The organism is Catenulispora pinisilvae, assembly GCF_015356865.1.
GTDB classification, from domain to species: Bacteria; Actinomycetota; Actinomycetes; order Streptomycetales; family Catenulisporaceae; genus Catenulispora; species Catenulispora pinisilvae.
The window spans coordinates 1-20589 of the sequence record NZ_JAAFZA010000057.1; the positions used below are offsets into that span (position 1 = coordinate 1).

Below are 20589 nucleotides of genomic sequence, written 5' to 3' on the forward strand. Positions count from 1 at the left end.
AGAGACAGGAGCTGGGGTTGGCTGAGGAGGCGGCTGAGGTCAGGGCTCGGATTGATGGGTGAGGCGACGCTGGGGTAGCGGCGGAATTTAGGTGTGCGCGGCCGTCACCTATCCGCTATCCGCTATCCGCTATCCGCTATCCGCTACCCGCTACCCGCTACCCGCTACCCGCGCGAGTTCGTCAGCGCGTGCCGGTAGTTGCGTGGCGAGGTGCCCATCGCGCGTTTGAAAGCGTTGCTGAACGCGCTCTCCGATCCGTAGCCGACCTCGCGGGCCAGCAGCGCCACCGGCGCGTCACCGTGCCGCAGTTCCCGGGCAGCGAGGCTCATGCGCCAGTTGAGCAGGTAGGCCAGCGGCGGTACCCCCACGGTTTCGCGGAAGCGGACGGCGAAGGCAGTGCGAGACAAGGACGCTGCTTGGGCCAGTTCCTCGAGGCGCCAGGGGCGGGCGGGGTCGGCGTGCATCAGGCGCAGGGCCGGGGCGATGCGGTCGTCGGCGAGGCCGCGGAGCCAGCCGGCGGGCAGGTTCTCGGTGACGAGGCTGATGCGGAGCACGTGGAGGAAGACCAGCTGCGCGATGTGGTCCATGGCCGCTGCCGCGCCGGGGCGGCGGCCGGTCATCTCGTCGAGCAGCTGCTCGATCAGGCGGCGCAGGGTGGTGGCCTCGGTGGAGGTGCTGCGGACGTGGATCAGGTCCGGCAGGGCACCGCGCAGCAGGCCGCCGCGGTCTCGGCTCAGATCGACGTGGCCTGCGACGCACATGACGTCCTCGCCGGAGCCGATGCGCCGGAAGCCGGTCGTCGGATCGATGGGCAGTGGGCTGGAGGGCTGCGGTGTCACGCTGGGATCGCTGCACATGACGTAGGGCAGTCCGCCGTCGGAGACGATGACGTCGCCCGGGGTGAGTGTCACGTGCTGGCCGCTGTCCTCGCGGACCAGGACCGGGTTGCCGCGCACGACGCAGTTCACCTTCAGCCGGTCCGGAGAGTGCAGTCGGATGGCCCACTCGCCGCCGGCCACGAACGCGCCGGACAGGGCCGCGTGGGCGTCGGCCAGGGCCAGGGCGTCGCAGAGCGGGTCGTCGGCGGCGGTCGGGCTGTCGGGGTCAGCGGCAGAGGCTTCGGCAGCGGCGGCGGCGGCGGCCGGATAAGCAGCCCCGGCGGCCGAGCCCTCTGAACGATCGAGCAACTTTTCCGAACTCACAAGTATTCATCGTACATCCCGCCCCGCCTACGGTGGTCCTGAAAGCACTTCCAGAAGGGACCCGACCACCATGACCACCACCCCCCAAAAGCCCCTGAACTCGGGCTTCGACGCCACCTCGACCGCCGACGACGTGATCAAGGGCGTCGATCTGACCGGCCGCACCGCGATCGTCACCGGCGGCTACGGCGGCATCGGGCTGGAGACCGTGCGCGTGCTGCACGCCGCCGGCGCGCAGGTCATCGTCCCGGCCCGCAACGTCGACGGCGCCAAGGCCGCGCTGCGGGAGTTCGAAGGCGTCCGCGTCGAACCCCTCGACCTCATCGACCCGGCCTCCGTCGATGCCTTCGCCGACGCCTTCCTCGCCGAGGGCCGTCCGCTGCACCTGCTGATCAACAACGCGGGCACCATGGCCACGCCGCTCTCCCGGGACGCGCGGGGCAACGAGGCGCAGTTCGCCGTCAACCACCTCGGGCACTTCCGGCTGACCACGCGGCTGTGGCCGGCGTTGGCGGCGGCCGGCGGGGCCCGGGTCGTCGCGCTGACCTCCCGCGGCCACCGCTTCTCGCCGGTGGTGTTCGACGACCTGGCCTTCCAGCGCCGGCCCTACGTGCCGTTCGAGGCATACGGCCAGTCCAAGACCGCCAACTCGCTGTTCGCCCTCGAACTCGACCGGCGCGGCCGGGACGAGGGGATCCGGGCCTTCGCCGTGCACCCCGGCGCGATCCTCGACACCGCGCTGACGCGGCACATGGACGACGCGGCGCTGCGGGCGGCCGGTGTGGTGGAGGTCGACGGCCGACGCGTCATGGGCGCCGGGCACCCGGTCAAGACCGTCGAGCAGGGAGCGGCGACCACCGTGTGGTGCGCGACGAGCCCCATGCTGGACGGTCTGGGCGGCGTCTACTGCGAAGACTGCGACATCAGCCCGGTCATGGCCGCCGAGGACCTGGCGGCGGACAACGTGCTGGAGCTGCCCGGGGTTCTGCCCCACGCCGTGGATCAGGATGCCGCGACGAAGTTGTGGGACGTCAGCGAGCGGTTGATGTAGTGGATAGATTGGCCTGATGCACGAGGCACGTCGAGTTGAGTTGGCCCGATTACCGGACGCGGTCGCGGACCTGATAGCGACGCTGACCCCCGGCGGAAGCCTGGTTCTCACGCAGGGTGGCGAACCGGTTGCGACGATCACCGCTGCCGGTTCGGCTCCGTTGGAGGGCATGGTCATTTCAGGGCATGCGAACCCAGACCCGAATCCGGGCCCGAACCCGAACCCGAACGCGGCCGACGACAGCGTCACGGTCGTCGCCACCGCGATGAAGCTGTCGGACGGCGCGCGGACGAAGCTCTCGACCGAACTCGGCGCCGACTACATCGTCCTGGACATGCACGCCGCGCCCCGCACCGCGGACGTCCTCCTCGTCCCGCCGATCAGCCCGCAGCTGCTGCGGAACCTGCGCTCGATGTTCCCCTCGGCGCGCATAGTCATCGCCGAGATCGACGATCCCGAGCTCAGGGTCAGCTATCAGGGTCCGGTGCGGCGGCTGCTCGACGCGGGGGCGGAGCTGTATCTCGCCTCGACGACCGTGCCGCACCTGGCGCGGCAGTTGGGGGAAGCGGTGAGTGCGCGCGGGGAGTTGGCAGCGGGGTCGGGGCGTCGTCCGCGGCTGGAACTCGAATAGCGCCTTAGCGCCTTAGCCGACTAGCTGCGCTGGCGCTGCCGGCTCGCCATACCGGTACCGGCACCATTTCCGGTCCCTAGTCGACCAGCTGCGTCCGCGCCAGCCGGACCTCCTCGATGTCCAACTTGGCCTGGATCTGCCGGAGCACGGCGTCGTCGATCCGGCGCTCGTCGCGCAGCCGCAGGAGCGTGGCCCGCTTGGCGCCGAGCAGGGCCAGGCGCAGCTCGCGGTACTGGTCGTCGAAATCGCGGAGGCGTTCGGCGGCGTCGTCGTCGAGGTCCTCACCGTCGTCGTCGGGGTCGCCGGCCCGGTTCATACGGAGGCGTTTCTCATATTCGCGGCGGGCCAGGTCGGCGATCTCCTGGGAGGTGCCCAGCGTCGCCGCGATGTCGGGGAGGGCTTCCATCGCCTCTTCGGCGGCGGTGCGGTTGGCCATCCGGCGCTCGGACTCGATCACGGTGTCCTCGGGCAGGTTGGCCCAGCGGACCACCGGGGGCAGGGCGAAGGCCTGGAGCATCAGGGCCGCGATGACGCCGGCGGTGACGAAGACGATGACGTCGCGGTCCGGGAGCGGCAGGCCGTTGTCCAGGGTGTTCGGGACGGCCAGGGCGGCGGCAAGGGACACCGCGCCGCGGAAGCCGGCCAGGCCGGTGATCACCCGGAAGCCGTGGGTGACGCGGCGGGCGCGTTGGGAGGGGCGGCGGTCCACGGCGCGGATGCCGAGGATCACGGTGAACTGGAAGGCGAAGCGGGCCGCGATCAGCACGCCGCACACGGCGGCCACCGCGGACAGGGCGCGGGCCAGGTCGAAGCTGGTCAGGTTGCGGACCGCGGACTGCGATTGCAGGCCGATCAGGACGAACAGGGCGCCGTTGAGGACGTAGGTGCCGATCGTCCAGAAGCCTTGGGAGAGCAGCCGGACCGCCGGCGTCCCCACCTTCGGGCCGAGCTGGCCCATGATCAGCCCGCACGCCACCACGGCCAGCACGCCGGAGGCCCCGATCGCCTCGGCGAGCAGGAAGGCGCTGAACGGGATGAGCAGGATCGCGACGTTCTCCAGCAGCGGGTCCTGCAGGCGCGCGCGGAGCCGGCCGCCGACGAACGCCACCGCGACGCCCGACGCGGCGCCGCCGAGGTAGGAGCGGGCGACGAGCCAGGTGACGTGCACGGTGCTGAAGTGCTCGGAGCCGATGGTGACGGAGACCGCGACGCCGTAGACGACCAGCGCGGTGCCGTCGTTGATCAGGCTCTCGGCGGCCAGCAGGTTCATCACCCGGCGCGGCAGGACCTGGCCCAGCGCCGCGACCGCCGTGGCATCCGTCGGCGCCAGCGCCCCGCCGAGGATCCACGCCGGGCCCCACGGCACCCCGAACGCGTGGGCGACCACGGCCACCATCCCCGCCGAGAAGAGCACCAGCAGCGTGCTCATCAGCACCACACCACGCAGGCTGCGCCAGATGGCGCGCACCGAGGCGTTCAGGCTCTCCCAATAGAGCAGAGCCGGAAGGAAGACCAGCAGCACGGTGTCCGGCGGCAGATTCACGGTCCGCAGCCGCGGCACGAACCCCACCAGCACCCCGGCCGCCAGCATCAGCACCGGCGGCGCGATCCCGAACCGGTTCCCCACGATGCCGCTGACCAGCACACAGGCGCCGATCACGACGATCACCGTGAGCGCGAGCACGCGGGCAGCCTCCAGGCGTGGGCCGGCCGCCGGCGGGACCGGCGGCGGGTGGGTCCTCGGAAGAGGTGATCTCCAGCCAGGGGGAAACCAACCGGAGGCGCGCCGGCCCAGGCTGGGCCGAGCTGAGCTGGGCTGAGCTGGCCGAGCCGAGCTGGCCGAGCCGAGCCGAGCTGGCCGAGCCGAGCCGAGCCGAGCCGAGCTGACTGGCTGGTTGGCTGGCCGAGCCGCGCTGGCTGCGCCCAGCAAACCGAGCCAGCCCCGCCGCTCGCAGTCGCCCCGCCAGCGCCTACTCCGCCTCGGCCTTGGCCTCCTACTCCGCCTCGGCCTCCGTTCCCGCCCTCCCCACCGCCGCATGCTCAGCGCACAAGCACCCCACCCCCCGCTCGATCCACTCCCGCATCCGCCAGTCCGGATGCCGCTCGATCATCAGCGCCCTGACCTCCTCGGCGACCGTCTCCTCACTGACCGCCGAGTCGCGGCGCCGCCACGTCTCATCCCGCAGCTCCTTGAGGTAGTCGCGCACGTCGGCGAGGAGCCCGGCATCGCCGATGGCCCCGTGGCCGGGGACCACGATGCCCGGTGCCTCGGCGGCCAGCGTCTCCATCACGCGCAGCCAGCGGATGCCGGAGACGTCGGTGTCGTGGGGCGGAAACCAGGGGAAGATGGCGAACTGGCCGGTCTCGGCGAGGTCGCCGGTGAACAGGACGTCGGCGTCCGGGACCTCGACGACCTGGTCGCCGCGGCTGTGGGCGCGGCCGGTGGGGCGCAGGCGCACGGTGCGGCCGCCCAGGTCCAGGTCGTAGGTGCCGTCGTAGATGACGTCCGGCTCCGGGAGCCGCGTGCCGTCGAGCTCGCGGGCCACCGGCGCGCCCAGCTGGGTGAACATCGCCAGGTAACCCGCGCCCTTCTGGGCCAGGTCGTCGGCCTGCGCCTGGTTGACCAGGTAGGTGGCCTCGCCGCTGAACTCGTGCGCGCCGAAGGCGTGCTCCGGGTGGAAGTGGGTGGTGGTCAGGTACAGGCGGCGGCCCTTCGAATAGTCGGCGGCGAAGGCGAGGATCCGTTGGGCGTTGCGGGGTCCCAGGCCCGTCTCCACCACCAGGACCGCCTCGGTTCCGCCGATCAGCCCGACGTTGGGGACCAGGTCCACGTCCCGGTTGGGCACCACCACCAGGTCGTGGGCGAGCTCGCGGACGTCGGAGATCTCGACGATCGGGTCGGGGAAGGGGTATTCAGCCATGGATCGAGTGCACCATCGGCCGGCCGGGACCGTCCAAGTCCGATCGGGCACGCCCGATACCGCGCGGGTATCGTCCCTTGTGATGGACGAGGAACGATGATGGACCTGGAACTGCGCTCGCTCCGGTATTTCGCCGCCGTCGCCGAGGAGCTGCACTTCGGACGCGCGGCGCGCCGGCTGCACATGACCCAGCCGCCGCTGAGCCGGGCCATCCGGCAGCTGGAGGCCGACCTCGGCGTGGCGCTGTTCGAGCGGTCGCCGTCCGGGGTGGCCCTCACGCCGGTCGGCGTCTGGTTCTACCAGGACGCGCGAGCCCTGCTCGACCAGGCCGACCGGTTGCGGGCCAAGGCCGCGGCGGCGGCCGGAGCCGCGACGCTGACCGTCGGCATGCTCTCCGACGGCTCCGACGCCGACGCCTCCCGCCTGGTCAAGGCCTTCCGCGAGCGGCACCCGCACGTAGACGTCCAGGTCCGGGAGGCCGACCTGGCCGATCCGACGTGCGGCCTGCGCTCCGGGCTGGTGGACGTGGCGCTGACCCACGGCCCGTTCGACGAGACCGGTATCAGCGTTCGAAGACTCCGGACCGATCCGGTCGGTGCGGTGCTGCGCAGCGACGACCCGCTGGCCGATCGCAAAGTCCTGCGACTGGCCGAGCTCGCCGACCGCCGCTGGTTCCGGCTCCCGGAAAGCGCCGATCCGCTGTGGCGCGCGTTCTGGAACGCGACCACGCCGCAGGGCCCGATGCGCGAGGGCCCGATCGTGCGAACCGTGCAGGAATGCTTGCAAGCGGTGCTGTGGAACGGCACGATCGGACTGGCGCCCCGAGTCGGGGCCCTGCCGCCGGGGCTGACCTTCGTCCCCCTGGCCGACGCACCACCGACCACCGTGGTGGTCGCGTGGGCCGGCTCCCGGGACGACCCGCTGGTCCGGTCCTTCGTCCGGGTCGCGGCTCAGACCTACGGCGCCGGCACAGGAAGCTGACGCTCATCCACCCCAGCGAATGTGTTTCCAGATTCATTAGCTAAGGTTGATGGAGCTCGTCCGAGGGCTGTCAAAGGGGGATGGATGATGGGCATAGCAACGCGGCGGGGCATGGCAATGCGGCGGTTCGGCCGGTCGGCGGCGTTCGTCACGGCCTTGGCACTGGCGGCGGGTTCGGCCGCGGCGTGCTCCAGCAGCGGCTCGACGTCGGCCGGCGGGGGCGACAGTTCCGGCTCGTTCAAGGACACGCTGGAGAACATCCACGCCGTCGCACAGACCAGCGACTACATCGAGTACGGCGCCACGGCCCAGGTCGCCAAACTGGCCGGCGGCACGAAGCCGGCGACCGGCGGCCCGTTCACGCAGTTGCAGGGCATCGGCGCCGAGCAGCTGTTCCAGTACTGGGCACTCCTGCCGCCCCTGACCGGCTTCGACTCGACCACCGTGACCAGCGCGGTCACCGTCGGAAACCCCCCGAACGCGGTCGGCGTCCTCTACGGCTCCTTCGACCCGGCCGCGATCGGCGCCAAACTTGCCGCCTGGGGCTACAAGAAGCAGGACCGCGGCGGCGGCGTCACCGCCTGGATCAGCAACGACGACCACAAGTTCGACGCGACCAAGCTCGACCCGACCACCGGCGTCGGCCCGGGCATGACCGGCTGGCTGAACGTCATCTGGGTCTCGAACACAAGCATCGCCTACGGCGGCGCGACCTCCGACCTGGCAGCCGCACTGCCCGCCCAGTCCAAGCCACTGTCCAGCGACAACGTACTGAGCTCCCTCGCCGACTGCCTGGGCTCCCCACTCGGCGCCATGGTGCTCACCGACCCCAAGACGATCGGCAACAGTGCCGCCACCGCCATCGCCTTCGGCGTCACCGCGACCAACGCGTCCGACGCCCAAGAGGAGATCTGCGTCGCGGCATCCGACGCCGCCGGCGCGAAGACGATCGCGACGGCCTTCACCAAGGCGGTCACCACCGGAACCGATCTCGTCCAGAACAATCCATGGTCGAAGGAGCTGACCGCCCCACAGACCGACGTCCTCGGCGGCTCGGCACACGTGGTGCGCCTGTCGGCCACATCGGCGAACCAACAGCCCGGCCTGGTCTTCCGCCTGGTCACCGAGGACAACTTCGGAACGCTGCTGGGCTGGCCGTTCCAACTGCAGGGGCGGCCGAGCCCGTCCGCGACGGATTCACCATCCTGATAAATGTGGCGCCCTCGGGGATGCTGGGGTGTCGCGTTGCCAGCATCTGAACCGGCAGCCGAAATCGCCAAGCTGCCCGCCCCGCACCCCCGAGTTTTGTATTTCTCCGGTCGGTTTTCGGTTCGTTCCCCTCGGTCGCGTCGGCAGGGCTTTGCCTACAGTGCCGGTTCTCGGGAGTCAAGTTCGCGCTGTACGCGGCCGCCACTTCCACGCCTGACCGCAAGGGCGCGGACTTTACTCCCGGGGTTCGGCGCTGTACCCCTTGGGGCTGACGACGCGACCGTGGGGAACGGACCGGAGCCACCTCACAAACCGCCAGCGCAGGGCCCTGAGGTGACCCCCCTATGGAACCGCGCCAGTTCCCCGAGGGAGCCGAGAGCCCCCGCCGGAGGCGCCGGGCTCTTCATCACAGTTCTTGACCTTGATCTTGCTTGTGCTCTTGCCGTTGATCTTGCTTGGGCTCTTGATCTTGCTCTTGATCTGGCTCTTGCCTGTGCTTGTGCTCGTGCTCTGACTTGCCGGAGCTGAAGAGGCCTGAGATGCGCCGGGGTTGTGAACACGACAACCGGCAGCCGACAGACACACTCGCCGACCCGAACCCCGAACCGGCACAACCATGACCGAAGGCCGTAGAGAGCTTTGAAGCCAACAAACTAAAGCAACTCGGCCTGCAAACTCCAGCCCCTCAAAAAAAGAAGCCCCTCGCCGTCGCCTCAGCACGGGTCATGCTGCCCGCAGCCCCGGCCAGGAACGGATCCCGACCGGCGCCCGGCGCGTCGCGAACTCCCGGGCAAAGGTTGCCTGATGCGGCGCTAGACCGCGATCGGCAACTCGGCACCGTCGCGCAGGAACAAGGGAATGCGCTCCAGCGGCGCGTCCACGGTCACCGCCTGCCCGCCTTCGTACTCCTGTCCGGTCCAGGCGTCGCGCCATGACGCTCCCGCCGGCAGGTACACGTCCCAGACCCGGGCGTCGGCCTCCAGAACCGGCGCTACCAGCAGGTCCCGGCCGAACAGGTAGGCGCTGTCCACGTCCCAGGCGCGTGGGTCGGCCGGGAACTCCAGGAAGCATGGCCGCATTGGGGGCAGACCGGTCTGGTGTGCCTCGCGCATCGCGTTCAGGATGTAGGGCTTGAGGCGCTCGCGCAGGCGGATGTAGTCGGACATGATCTGCTCGGCCTGTTCGCCGTAGGACCAGATCTCGTTCGGGGCGCCGGTCATGGACGGGCCGAAGGGTTCGGAGGGCCGTCGGAGGCCGTGTAGGCGGAAGATCGGGCTGAACGTGCCGAACTGGAACCAGCGCACCATGACCTCGCGGTACTCCGGGGTGCGCGGGTCACCGCCGTGGAAGCCGCCGATGTCTGTGTTCCACCACGGGATGCCGCTCATGGCGGTGTTCAGGCCGGCCGCGATCTGGCGCCGGAAGGTGGCGAAGTCGGTGTCGATGTCGCCGGACCACAGGATCGCGCCGTAGCGCTGCGATCCGGCCCAGGCCGAGCGGTTCAGCGTCACCACGTCCGCGCGGCCTTCGGCCTGCATGCCGTCGAAGAACATCCGGGAGTTCTCGCGCGGGTACATGTTGCCGACCTCCAGGCCCGCGCCCGCGTAGTAGCGCAGGTTGGCCGGGTAGCCCGGCTTGAGCTCCGGCTCGCAGGCGTCCGCCCAGAAGACCTCGATGCCGATCGACAGGTAGGAGTCGCGCACCTTCTCCCACACGTACTCGCGCGCGGCCGGGTTGGTCGCGTCGTAGAAGGCCACCTGTACCGTCTTGTCGACGCCCTTGTCCGGCCAGTCCGCGTGCGCGACCGGCCCGAATTCGGTGCCGATCAGCAGGCCGCGGCGTTCCATCTCCGCGTGGTACTCCGACAGGGGGCTGACGGACGGCCACACCGAGACCATCAGCTTCGTGCCGTAGCCGGCCAGCTCCTTGACCGCCGCGGCCGGGTCCGGCCACTCCTGCGGGTCGAAGCGCCATTCGCCCAGGTGCGTCCAGTGGAAGAAGTCGGCGACGATCACGGCCAGTGGCAGGCCGCGCCGGTGGTACTCCCGGGCTACCGTCAGGAGCTCCTCCTGCGAGCGGTAGCGCAGCTTGCACTGCCAGAACCCGGCAGCCCACTCCGGCAGCATCGGCACGTGGCCGGTGGCATCGGCGTAGTGCCGCTGGACGTCGGCCGTCGTGCCGGCGGTGATCCAGTAATCGAGCTGGCGCGCGCTGTCGGCCACCCAGCGGGTCCCGTTGGCGGCCAGCTCCACGCGCCCGATCGCCGGGTTGTTCCACAGGAAGCCGTAGCCGCGGGAGGACACCAGGAAGGGGACGGAGACCTCGGAGTTGCGCTGGACGAGCTCGACCACCGCGCCCTTCTGGTCGAGAATGCCGTGCTGGTGCTGCCCGAGTCCGAAGAGTTTCTCGCCGGGGTAGGCGGCGAAGCGTTGCTCCAGGCGGGCGTAGCCGTTGCCGTGTGCCGTACGCAGGCGCGGCCCGGGCCACCAGAAATGCGCGTCCTGCTCGGCCAGGAGCTCGGTGCCGTCGGCGGTCCTGGTGAAGCGGATCCGGCCGGTCAGCGAGACCGTGGCGGTGATCGCGCCGTTGACGACGGTCGCCTCCGTCGCCGCGACGGCCACGTCGGGTAGCGAAGCAGCTTTCTGCGACGGCTCGTCGAGCAGCGCTCCGGGGAGCCCGTCGAGGATCGGGCCGCCGACTTTGGAGCGGATCCGCAGGGAGTCCTGGCCCCAGGACTGAACACACAGCGTCTCGGAACGACCGGTCCACTCCAGACCGCCCGCTACGACACGGAACTCGCCTCTCTCGTGCGCGAGGGAGGCGAGCGGGTTCTCTTCTGACATATGGCAGACCCCTTTCAAAGCGGATGGGACCGACGACCGGCATGGCGGGCTCGGTGAAGCGCTGCAAAGGTTGGGACCGTTGACCGTTCTCAGGCAGTCGGGGCGGCGCCGCTGGACTCCCGGACGGTGAGCCGCGGCGGAAGCAGCATCACGGATGATCGGCGGTCCCCCTGCAACTGCGCCATCGCCTGGCGCACAGCGTTTCGCCCCATCTCTTCGGCGGGGATCGAGACACTGGTCAACCGGGGCGAGGACTGGAGCGCCACCTGGTCGGGGCAGATCGCCACGATGCTGGTGTCCTCGGGCACGACGCGCCCGGACAGCCGCAGCAGGCTCAACAGCGGTGCGATGGCGGCCTCGTTCTGGACCACGAACCCGGTCGTGGTGGGCCGCTCCTCCAGGATGCGGGCCAGGACCCCGGCGGTGGACTCATATGTGCCCTCACACGGCCGGTGCACGGCGCGCAGTCCGCGTTCGGCGGCGCGGCGCTGGAACCCGGCCAGGGTGCGGGCGGCGAAGCCGGTGTGCCGGCGGTAGACGGCCTCGCTCTCGCCGATCAGGGCGACGTCGCGGTGGCCGAGGTCGGCCAGATGGTCGACGCAGGCCCCGCCGGTGGCGTCGAAGTCCAGGTCGACGCAGGTGAGGCCGGCGGTGTCGGCGGGCAGCCCGATCAGGACCGCCGGGGAGCCGGTCCCTTGCAGCACCGGGACCCGGTCGTCGTCGAGCTCGACGTCCATCAGGATCACCGCGTCGGCCAGGCCGCTCCCGGAGACGCGGCGCACGCCGCCTGTGCCCTCGTCCTTGGTGAGCAGCAGCACGTCCTTGCCGAACTCGCGGGCCTGCGTGGTCACCGCCATCGCGATCTCCATGATCACCGGTACGAACATGTCGCTGCGCAGCGGCACCATGAGGGCGATGATGTCCGAGCGGTTGGAGGCCAGCGCGCGGGCACCGGCGTGCGGGTGGTAGCCCAGGTCCTGGATCGCCGCCTCCACCTTGCGCCGCGTGTCCTCGGAGATGGAGCGTTTTCGCGACAGCACATAGGAAACTGTCGACGACGAGACACCCGCTTGGCGCGCGACCTCGGCGATGGTCACCATGAGTCCTCCAGTGCCGTGCCCCGACGGTATCGGCGGACGCGGGCCTTGTGGATTAAGGAACTGCCGCCTCCGGCGGCGGATCGGCGTGGTGGGAGCATGGATTCGGCGCCCGCTGACGGCGATGGCAGTGAAGCGCTTCGACGCAGGGCTTGACCGAAGCCCCCCAACCGCGCCTCAGAAGCGTATCCCCGGCGGCTGTAGCCTGTCCAGGATGATATCGAAGCGCTTCGACTGAAGCTGCCGCACAGGGCGTTGACCGAGAGTTCGGTACCCCGCTAGCGTGCCTGAGAAATTATCGGCACACAATCCTAGAAACTTTCTGGCGAAAGGCTGCTGCCACCGTGGGCGACACTGCTCCGCTCCCCGTCCTGCCCGGGTTCCATCCCGATCCGAGCGTCTGCCGGGTGGGGGAGGACTACTACCTGGTGTGTTCCAGCTTCGAGTACTTCCCCGGGGTCCCGGTCTTCCACAGCCGGGACCTGGTCCACTGGCGGCAGATCGGCAACGCGCTGGACCGGCCGAGCCAGCTGCGGCTGTCCCGGGCCGGGTCCTCCGGCGGGATTTACGCCCCGACCCTGCGCCACCACGACGGCCGCTTCTGGCTCATCACGACCAACGCCAGCGGCGAGGGCGGCAACCTCCTGGTCACCGCGACCGATCCGGCCGGTCCGTGGTCCGAGCCGGTCATGCTGCCCGGGGTGCCCGGCATCGATCCGGACCTGGCCTGGGACCAGGACGGAACCTGCTGGTGCACCGTCGCCGGGGTCTCCCAGGTCCGCCTGGACCCGCACACCGGGAAGGTCCTCGGCGAACCGCACCGGATCTGGTCGGGAACACGCGGAGCGAAGGCCCCCGAGGCGCCGCATCTGTACCGGATCGGCGAGTACTGGTACCTGATGATCGCCGAAGGCGGCACCGAGCGCGGGCACGCCGTGTCGATCGCGCGCGGGCCGGCGCCGACCGGGCCGTTCCAGGCCTGCCCGGCGAACCCGATCCTGACGCACCGCGGCGAGGAACACCCGGTGCAGAACACCGGCCATGCCGATCTGGTGCAGGGCCCTGACGGATCGTGGTGGATGGTGTTCCTCGGGGTGCGCCCGGGCGGCGGCACGCCCGGCTGGCACGTCCTGGGCCGGGAAACCTTCCTCGCGCCGGTGGAGTGGGTCGACGGCTGGCCGGTCGTCGGCGAGGTGACCTCGGACCTCTCCGGGATCCCCTGGCCGCTCCAGGAGCAAGCGGACGAGCCGGTCCGTGACGACTTCGACGACAGCTCTCTGCGACCGCAGTGGATCTCGCTGCGGGACCGCCCCGAGGAGTTCTGCACCACGGCCGAGCGGCCCGGCTGGCTGACCCTGCGCGCCCGGGGGACCTCGTTGGACGCCGCCGACGTCGTCTTCGTCGGCCGCCGCCAGCAGCACCTGTCGTGCCGGGCCGACGTCCTGATCGACGCCGCCGACGGCCGGGGCGGGCTGGCCGTCCGGCTCGACGAGCACCACCACTACGAGATCGAGACCGGCGACGGGGAAGTGCGCGTCGTGGCCCGCATCGGCCCGCTGCGCACGGTCGTGGCGTCCCAGCCGGTTCCGGCCGGACCGCTCGTCCTCAGCGTCCAGATCACCGAGAAGCAGGCCGAGGACGCGCGCAGCGGCCCGGACACCGTGTCGTTCGCGGTTGCCGGGCCGGAGGCTGACGGCGGGTCGACGGACCTGGCCGCGCTGGACGGCCGGTATCTGTCCACCGAAGTGGCCGGCGGCTTCACCGGCCGGGTGATCGGCATGTACGCCACGGCCGGCACGGTGCGCTTCGACTGGTTCGACTATGTTTCCGGAGGATTCTGATGACGACCGTGCCCGAGATACTGAGTGCCCTGGACCAGACCGTGGGGGCCGGTCCCTTCGGCGCCAGCTGGGAGTCTCTGGCCGGATACCGAGTGCCCGACTGGTACCGGGATGCCAAGTTCGGGATCTTCATCCACTGGGGCCCGTACTCCGTCCCGGCGTTCGGCAGCGAGTGGTACCCGCGCAACATGTACGTGCAGGGCTCCCCGGAGTACGAACACCACCGAGAGGTGTTCGGTCCGCAGGACAAGGTCGGATACAAGGACCTGATCCCCAAGCTGACCGGCGAGAACTTCGACGCCGACAGCTGGGCCGCGCTGTTCCGCGAGGCCGGCGCGCAGTACGTCGTCCCGGTGGCCGAGCACCACGACGGCTTCGCCATGTACGACACCGCTCTCAACCCGTGGAACGCCGTGGCCATGGGTCCGCAGCGGGACGTGATCGGCGAACTCGCCACCGCGGTGCGCGCGCAGTCGATGGTGTTCGGTGTGTCGACGCACCGTGCCGAACACTGGTGGTTCATGAACGGCGGGATGGCTTTCGACTCCGACGTGCGCGCCGGCGGCCACGCAGACCTCTACGGACCGGCCCAACCGCAGGAACTGCCGCCGACCCCGCAGTACCTGGAGGACTGGCTGGCCCGCACCGCGGAGCTGGTGGATCGCTACCAGCCGCAGATGCTGTACTTCGACTGGTGGATCCACCAGCCCGCGTTCAAGCCGTACCTGCCCCGGCTCGCCGCCTACTACTACAACAAGGCCGCTTCCTGGCAGCGCGGACCGGTGCTCGCCTACAAGCACGACGCCTTCGCCCCCGGCACCGCGGTCTACGACGTCGAGCGCGGCGCCAGCGCCGAACTGCGGCCCGATCCGTGGCAGTCCGACACCGCAGTCTCCCGCACGTCCTGGGGCCATGTGGACGGCCACGACTACAAGAGCGGCACCGACCTGCTGGCCTTCCTCCTCGACGTGGTCAGCAAGAACGGCTGTCTGCTGCTGAACATCGGGCCGAAGGCCGACGGCAGCATCCCGGAGCACGAAGCCGGGCTGCTGCGGGAGATCGGCGCGTGGCTCGCCGTCAACGGCGAGGCCGTGTATGCCAGCCGCCCGTGGCTCGTCTACGGCGAAGGACCCTCGCGCGTCGAGGAAGGCCAGTTCACCGAGAACGACCAGCCCGCCTACGGCCCGGCCGACCTGCGTTTCACCACGCGGGACAAGCATCTGTACGTGACGGCGCTCGGCGGCGCCGACGATGGCCGGATCCACGTGCGGTCGCTGGGGCGGGAGCTGACGCTCTACAACCGGGAAGTCGGGTCCGTGCACCTGCTCGGCCATCCCGACCCGCTGGAGTTCGAGCACGGGCCGCAGGAGCTGATGGTGCGCCTGCCGGAAGGCCGCGCGGACGCGCCCATGCCGGTGCTGCGGGTGACACCCGCAGCACCCTGACACGAGCAGCTGCCCACCGCTACCCGACGTCGCCGACGACGAAGACCCGGACGTCCCAGGGACCCAGGTCGATCACCTCGCCGGCGGCGACGAAGCCGGAGCCGGAGCCGGAGCCGGAGGCCAGGACATCGTCCAGGTCGACCGGCGCCGCGACCCGGACAGGCTCCCAACTCCAGTTGTGCACGACATGGACGCCACGCCCGTCCCGGGCGGTGCCGGTCGTCGCGGTGACGGACTCCGGCAGGTCACGCCAGCCGCCGCGCGGCGTCGGCGCCAGCCAGGCGGCCAGCGCGCGGGCCATCGACCGGCCCGGGACGGTGCCGACGCAGGTGACGCGGCCCGCGCCGTGGCGCCGGCTCGTCACCGCCGGCCAGCGCCCGAAGTGCGGATGCGCGTACTCCGCCAGCACTTCGGCGCCGGTGACGGTCAGCCCCTCGACCCAGCGGGTCGCCGCGGCGTCGGCCGGGAGGCCGAGCGGACTGCCGGGAACGGCGCGCGCCGGTAGTTCGGCGTCCAGATTGCTGAACTCGTCGTACCAGACCCCCGCAGCCGCCACGAGGCGCGCCGGAGCCGGTTCGTGCCGGGCCCGCGCTTCGTGGTCGCCGTAGCCGGTGCGCGGGCCCAGGACGAGGTGGCCGCCGGCGTGGGCGTAGGCGGCCAGCCAGTCGAGCGTCGCGTCGTCGGCGAGATACAGGCCGGCCGCGATCAGCACCGGGTGCTTGCCGGCCATCTCCTCAGGCGTCATCCCCGCCCGCTCGCCCCGCGGATCGTGCAGTTGGCGGGCGTGGTAGATGCGAGCCTGCCGTCCGGCCTCGAACACGCCCCGGTAGAAGGAGTCGAAGATGCGGTGGTACGACGCGGCGTCCGGACCGTCGTCGGGCCCGGCCAGCGGCGGGTACTTCTGCATGAGCCAGTTGCTCGGCACTGAATAGACCAAGGCGATGTCGGCGTCGGGTTCGATTCCGGCGACCAGGGGACCGGCGGCCTCGAACTCCGCACCCAGGCGCGCGAGCTCGGCGTACACCCGCCCCGGGCGGCCGCTGTGCGGCAGGACCCCGCCCCAGTAGGTCTCCGCGCCGAAGTGCAGCGTGTGCCAGTGCCAGTACTCGACCATCCGGGCGCCGCGGGCGACGAGGGCCCAGGCCGCCTGCCGCCACTGCCCGTCGAAGGCCGGCCGGTTGTCCCACGGCGATCCGATGGCCTGCGCGTTGGTCTCGGTGACGAGAAACGGCTCCTGGCGGGAGGAGAACATGCGGTCCGCGCTCTGGTACAGAGCCCACACACCGGTGGTCTGCCATATCTGCTCATGGCCGTCCGGCGTCGGGTCCGGCAACGCCAGGCCGTCCTGCATCGTGTAGTACGGGTTCCCCGCCGCGACGTCCAAGGCGTCGGTCAGCTCGTCGTCCTCCAGGGCGACGTGGGCATACGACAGGCACGTGGTGACGAACTGGTCGGGCCGGGCGTACTCGCGCGCGATGGCGGCCTGCCAGGCCACGAACTCGGTGGTCTGCCGGGCCAGGAAGGCCCGCCACGCGGCGTCGTACTGCGGCTGGGCGTTGCCGTCCGGGCGCCACAGGTCGGCCCAGTTCGTCAACCGGTGCGACCAGTAGACCAGCCCCCACTCGCGGTTCAGGGTCGCCACGTCGCCGTATTCGGCGCGCAGATGGTCGACGAAGCGCTGGAAGACGCCCTCGTTGTGCGGCAGCCGCAGGCCTGGTTCGTTGTCCACCTGGAAGCCGATGACCGCCGGATGCGACGCGTAACGCGCCAGGATGGCCCGGGACACCCGCTCGGCGTGGAACCGGAACGCGGCATGGGAGAAGTCTGCTTCCTGGCGCGCGCCCCAGCCGACCCGCGTGCCGGTGGCCGATTCGGTGGCGATCTCCGGGTAGCGCCGGGCCAGCCACGGCGGCACGGCGTAGGTCGGCGTGCCGAGGACGACCGATATCCGGCGCTCGTGCGCGCCGTCCAGGACCGGCCGCAACCAGTCCAGCTCGAACCGGCCGTCTTCGGGCTCCCAGGTGGACCAGACGGATTCGCCGACGCGGATGACGGTGAATTTCGCCTCGGCCATCAGGTCCAGGTCGGTCTTGAGTCGCTCATAGGGCTGGTATTCGTGGTAGTAGGCCGCGCCGAACAGGACGCGGTCGGGCAGAGAAGCCATGTGACGGTCTCCCGGTGATCGGTGGGTCAGCCCGCGCTTCGACAGCCCGGGCGGTGGCCGCGGCGTCGATCGACGAGTCCGGCGGCCAGCCAGGGTTCAGGGTCCTGATCAGGACGGGGTGTCAGCCTGCTGTCGCCGGCGGCGCGGTGCTCTCCCGCACGGTGAGCGTGGTGGCCATCTCCACCCCTATCTGCGCCGGCTCCTCCCCGCGTCCCAGGCTCAGCGCCAGCTCGGCGGCGGCCGCGGCCATCTCGGCCAGCGGCCGGTGCACGGTGGTCAGCGGCGGCTCCACCCACGCGCCGACCGGCAGGTCGTCGAACCCGACCACGCTCAGGTCCTCCGGGATGCGCAGGCCCGCCTCGCGCGCCGCGCGATAGACACCCAGCGCCTGCAGGTCGCTCGACGCGAAGATCGCGGTCGGCCGGTCGGCGCGCGCCAGCAGACCGAGCGCGGCGGCGTAGCCGTCCTCGCGGGTCAGCGGAGCCTCGACGACCGATTCCGGAGCCACCGGAAGGCCCGCGGACTGCATCGCCGAGTGGAAACCGGCCAGGCGCGCGCGGCACGGCAGCTGGTCCGGCTCGCTGATGACGGCGATGCGCCGGTGGCCCAGCTTGATCAGGTGCCGGGTCGCGGTCTGCCCGCCCCGCCAGTCCGTGGCGCCGACGAACGGCACATCGTCCGGCAGCTCGGTGGTCGGATCCAGGACCAGGTAGGGGATGCCGCGGGTCTTGAGCAGGTCGCGCCCGGCCTCGGACAGCCGGGCCACCGCCAGCACCGCCCGCGGCCGCCGTTCGAGGAGGTCGTCCACGGCCGTGGCCGTGGCGGCGGCCGGCCCGGACTCGGAGATCACGACGCCGAACCGGTGCTTGCGCGCGACCTGCTCGACCCCGCGGATGACCGGCACGGCCTGCATCCCGGCCAGCTCGTGGAACACCAGCTCCAGGATGTCGTTGCCCTTGACCGGCGGTTTGCGGTAGCCGTAGCGCTCGATCAGCTCCTCGACGCGGGCCCGGGTCTGCTCCGACACCCCGGACCGGCCGTTGAGGACCTTGGACACGGTGGGCACCGACACGCCGGCCGTCTCCGCGATGTGCGCGATGGTCACGGGCCCCCGTTCGCGCTGTCCTCCCGGCTCGCTCACTTGCGTCTCCTCGTCCGCCACGCCCTATTCATACACCACGGTCGTGGCATCCTTGCAAACTTTCGCCGGTGCGGGCAGAAAGTTGCCCGCACCGGCGCCCAGCGTGACCGCGGCGTCAGCCGAGCGTCCACTGCTGGTTGCTCTGGCCGTTGCAGGTCCACAGTTGGGCCAGGGTGCCGTTGGCGGTTCCGGCGCCGCTGGCATCCAGGCACAATCCGGACTGGGCCCCGGTGATGGTGCCGTTGGAGTTCAGGGTCCACTGCTGGTTGGCCCCGCCGTTGCAGGACCAGATGTCGGCCTTGGTGCCGTTGGCGGTGCCCTTGCCGTAGGCGTCCAGGCACATCTGGCTGCTGCCGCTGTAGACGGTCAGCCGGTTGGACGCGGTGTGCGTCCAGATCTGGTTGGTGCTGCCGGAGCAGTCCCAGATCTGCGCCTGGGTCCCGGCCGTCGTGCTGGCGCCGTTGATGTCCAGGCACTTGCCGGCGCCGACCGCGTGCAGCTCGCCGGTCGAGCTTGGGGAGCCGCCGGTGCCCGGGTGCAGCTGGACGACCACGACCGAGTACGCCGGGACGGTCTGGCTGGTGGCGCTGCCGGTCGCGGAGGAGGTGATCGAGGTGCCGTTCTTCAGGTACGAGTACACGGTCGGCGTGCCCGAACCCGGCGTGAAGCCGTTGTAGGACAGTGAGACCGAGGCATTGTTGTTCGGGTCCTTGTTGATGAGCATGACGTCCACATCGCCGTTCGCGCGCTTCACGGCGTGCGCGGACAGCAGCGACGTCGAAGCGCTCGCCGACACCAGGGTGTCGCCGGGCGATCCGAGCTTGGAGATCATCTCGGTGCCGTAGTAGGCCGGGAACGGGGTGTTCTGCGCCGGCTCGCAGGAGGCTCCGCTGGAGAGCATGCCGTAGTCGTTGTAATCGGTGGCGCCGTCCACCGTCGTGAGGTTGGTGCAGTCGGTGCCGTTGTGCAGGTCCCACCAGTCGACGTTGAACGCGCCGTTCTCCATCAGGGTCAGGTACTCGTCCGGGGCGAACAGGCCGTTCGGCGCGGTGTCCCGGTAGGAGGTGGCGTTGGCCTCGGTCACCGCGATGCCGACGTTGGGGGCGTTGGCGCCGGCGTACTGGTTGATGAGCGAGTGCACGGCGCTCATCATGCCGGGGACCAGGGCCTGCGGCTTGGTCAGCAGGTCGGCCTCGCTGGTGCTGCTCGGGTAGGTGTGTACGATCACGAAGTCGATCTTCGAGCCGGCGATCGACAGGACCGTGTGGTTCCAGTCCTGGGTGTCGCCGGGGCCGACGATGCCGTCCGGCCAGGAGCCGGGGGTGGTCAGCACGGCGCCGATCTTGATGGTCGGGTCGACCGCCTTCATCGCCGAGGCGTACTGCAGCAGGTTGGTGGCGTACGTCGTGGCGCTGTGGCTGGAGTGGGTGTCGTTCTCCCACTTGGAGCCGTATTCGCCGTTGCCGTACTGCTCGTTGCCGATCTCCCAGTACTTGACGCCGTAGCCCTTGGTGACGTTCGCGTACTGCACCCAGGCCGTGGCCTCCTGCGGAGTGCCGGAGCCGTAGTTGGCGGTGATGACCGCTTGGGCTCCGGCGGCGCGGACGGTGCTCATGTAGTCGTCGAAATCGGTGTTCGGAGCGACGTAGCCGCCTCCGTCGACGGTGTTGGTCTGCCAGTGGTAGGCGTCGGCGTAGCTGCCGCCGGGATAGCGCACGGCGCCCAGGCCTCCGGTGCGCAGCGCGCTTTGGACTGGCGAGGTGGCGATGGTGCCGTCGTAGACGGCGAAGTTGACCCCCGTGCCGGTCGCCGGAAGCGTGGCCAGGGACTGGTCGGCGTTCACCGTGACGGTGGCGGAGGTGCTGGCGGAGACCAGCGGCTGAGCGGACGCCGCCGGTGCGACCGCGGCGATCGTGCCGCCCGCGGCCAGCGCGAGGGCCGCGCCGAGGTGCAGGAAACGGGTACGGGCAGATCTGTGCATGGCCCCTCCGACAGGGTGGCGGTGCTGGGATGGCGAGGCGGAGCGAAAGTTTCGCTATCATTGCGCGAATGTTTCTGATGGA

14 protein-coding genes are annotated in these 20589 nt (G+C 70.6%); 6 read left to right on the forward strand and 8 right to left on the reverse strand.

The genetic code is table 11. The features are described from left to right. Positions 1–164: 164 nt before the first annotated feature. On the reverse strand, positions 165–1202 hold the full coding sequence (locus IZR01_RS17865; protein ID WP_323747030.1) for a helix-turn-helix transcriptional regulator: 1038 nt from the start codon (positions 1200–1202) through the stop codon (positions 165–167). Between the two features lie 70 nt (positions 1203–1272). Between IZR01_RS17865 and IZR01_RS17870 the strand changes: the two genes are divergently transcribed. Both IZR01_RS17870 and IZR01_RS17875 read left to right on the forward strand, forming a co-directional pair. Continuing rightward, positions 1273–2253, forward strand: a complete 981-nt coding sequence (locus IZR01_RS17870; protein ID WP_194899790.1) for an oxidoreductase — start codon at positions 1273–1275, stop codon at positions 2251–2253. 16 nt (positions 2254–2269) lie between these two features. Further along, positions 2270–2884: a hypothetical protein gene (locus tag IZR01_RS17875; protein ID WP_194924449.1), complete on the forward strand. Its 615-nt coding sequence runs from the start codon at positions 2270–2272 to the stop codon at positions 2882–2884. A gap of 76 nt (positions 2885–2960) precedes the next feature. Here the strand turns inward: IZR01_RS17875 and IZR01_RS17880 are convergent, their stop codons facing one another. Next, positions 2961–4568, reverse strand: coding sequence for a Na+/H+ antiporter (locus tag IZR01_RS17880; protein WP_194924450.1), 1608 nt, complete (start codon positions 4566–4568; stop codon positions 2961–2963). Between the two features lie 310 nt (positions 4569–4878). Further along, positions 4879–5805 carry an MBL fold metallo-hydrolase gene (locus tag IZR01_RS17885; RefSeq protein ID WP_194924451.1) on the reverse strand — a complete coding sequence of 309 codons (927 nt, stop codon included), beginning with the start codon at positions 5803–5805 and terminating at the stop codon, positions 4879–4881. 105 nt (positions 5806–5910) lie between these two features. Between IZR01_RS17885 and IZR01_RS17890 the strand changes: the two genes are divergently transcribed. Further along, positions 5911–6786: a LysR family transcriptional regulator gene (locus IZR01_RS17890; protein ID WP_194899863.1), complete on the forward strand. Its 876-nt coding sequence runs from the start codon at positions 5911–5913 to the stop codon at positions 6784–6786. 84 nt (positions 6787–6870) lie between these two features. After that, on the forward strand, positions 6871–7995 hold the full coding sequence (locus IZR01_RS17895; RefSeq protein ID WP_194924452.1) for a hypothetical protein: 1125 nt from the start codon (positions 6871–6873) through the stop codon (positions 7993–7995). Between the two features lie 812 nt (positions 7996–8807). Here the strand turns inward: IZR01_RS17895 and IZR01_RS17900 are convergent. Beyond that, entirely contained in the window at positions 8808–10838 is a 2031-nt protein-coding gene (locus IZR01_RS17900) for a glycoside hydrolase family 31 protein (protein WP_194924453.1), read from the reverse strand. Positions 10839–10927: 89 nt separating this feature from the next. Next, a complete protein-coding gene (locus tag IZR01_RS17905) occupies positions 10928–11938 on the reverse strand; it encodes a LacI family DNA-binding transcriptional regulator (protein ID WP_194893758.1) in 1011 nt (336 codons plus the stop codon). Between the two features lie 341 nt (positions 11939–12279). On the opposite strand from IZR01_RS17905, the gene IZR01_RS17910 reads away from it, so the two are divergent. Further along, positions 12280–13776, forward strand: coding sequence for a glycoside hydrolase family 43 protein (locus tag IZR01_RS17910; protein ID WP_194924454.1), 1497 nt, complete (start codon positions 12280–12282; stop codon positions 13774–13776). Then, positions 13776–15221, forward strand: a complete 1446-nt coding sequence (locus IZR01_RS17915) for an alpha-L-fucosidase (RefSeq protein WP_194924455.1) — start codon at positions 13776–13778, stop codon at positions 15219–15221. The genes IZR01_RS17910 and IZR01_RS17915 overlap by 1 nt, the downstream gene beginning before the upstream one ends. A gap of 19 nt (positions 15222–15240) precedes the next feature. Here the strand turns inward: IZR01_RS17915 and IZR01_RS17920 are convergent, their stop codons facing one another. From IZR01_RS17920 to IZR01_RS17930, 3 genes are all read right to left on the reverse strand, one after another. Next, positions 15241–17385, reverse strand: a complete 2145-nt coding sequence (locus tag IZR01_RS17920) for a beta-galactosidase (protein WP_194924456.1) — start codon at positions 17383–17385, stop codon at positions 15241–15243. A 121-nt stretch (positions 17386–17506) separates the two neighbouring features. Further along, on the reverse strand, positions 17507–18526 hold the full coding sequence (locus tag IZR01_RS17925) for a LacI family DNA-binding transcriptional regulator (RefSeq protein ID WP_194924457.1): 1020 nt from the start codon (positions 18524–18526) through the stop codon (positions 17507–17509). Positions 18527–18641: 115 nt separating this feature from the next. After that, a complete protein-coding gene (locus tag IZR01_RS17930; RefSeq protein ID WP_194924458.1) occupies positions 18642–20507 on the reverse strand; it encodes an RICIN domain-containing protein in 1866 nt (621 codons plus the stop codon). Positions 20508–20589 lie beyond the last annotated feature (82 nt).

Excerpts from the sequence above, each read along its gene's own strand:
- IZR01_RS17885 (WP_194924451.1), bottom strand. The coding sequence starts at position 5,805 with ATGGCTGAATACCCCTTCCCCGACCCGATCGTCGAGATCTCCGACGTC.
- IZR01_RS17930 (WP_194924458.1), bottom strand. The coding sequence starts at position 20,507 with ATGCACAGATCTGCCCGTACCCGTTTCCTGCACCTCGGCGCGGCCCTC.
- IZR01_RS17920 (WP_194924456.1), bottom strand. The coding sequence starts at position 17,385 with ATGGCTTCTCTGCCCGACCGCGTCCTGTTCGGCGCGGCCTACTACCAC.
- IZR01_RS17895 (WP_194924452.1), top strand. The coding sequence starts at position 6,871 with ATGATGGGCATAGCAACGCGGCGGGGCATGGCAATGCGGCGGTTCGGC.
- IZR01_RS17875 (WP_194924449.1), top strand. The coding sequence starts at position 2,270 with ATGCACGAGGCACGTCGAGTTGAGTTGGCCCGATTACCGGACGCGGTC.
- IZR01_RS17915 (WP_194924455.1), top strand. The coding sequence starts at position 13,776 with ATGACGACCGTGCCCGAGATACTGAGTGCCCTGGACCAGACCGTGGGG.
- IZR01_RS17900 (WP_194924453.1), bottom strand. The coding sequence starts at position 10,838 with ATGTCAGAAGAGAACCCGCTCGCCTCCCTCGCGCACGAGAGAGGCGAG.
- IZR01_RS17870 (WP_194899790.1), top strand. The coding sequence starts at position 1,273 with ATGACCACCACCCCCCAAAAGCCCCTGAACTCGGGCTTCGACGCCACC.
- IZR01_RS17905 (WP_194893758.1), bottom strand. The coding sequence starts at position 11,938 with ATGGTGACCATCGCCGAGGTCGCGCGCCAAGCGGGTGTCTCGTCGTCG.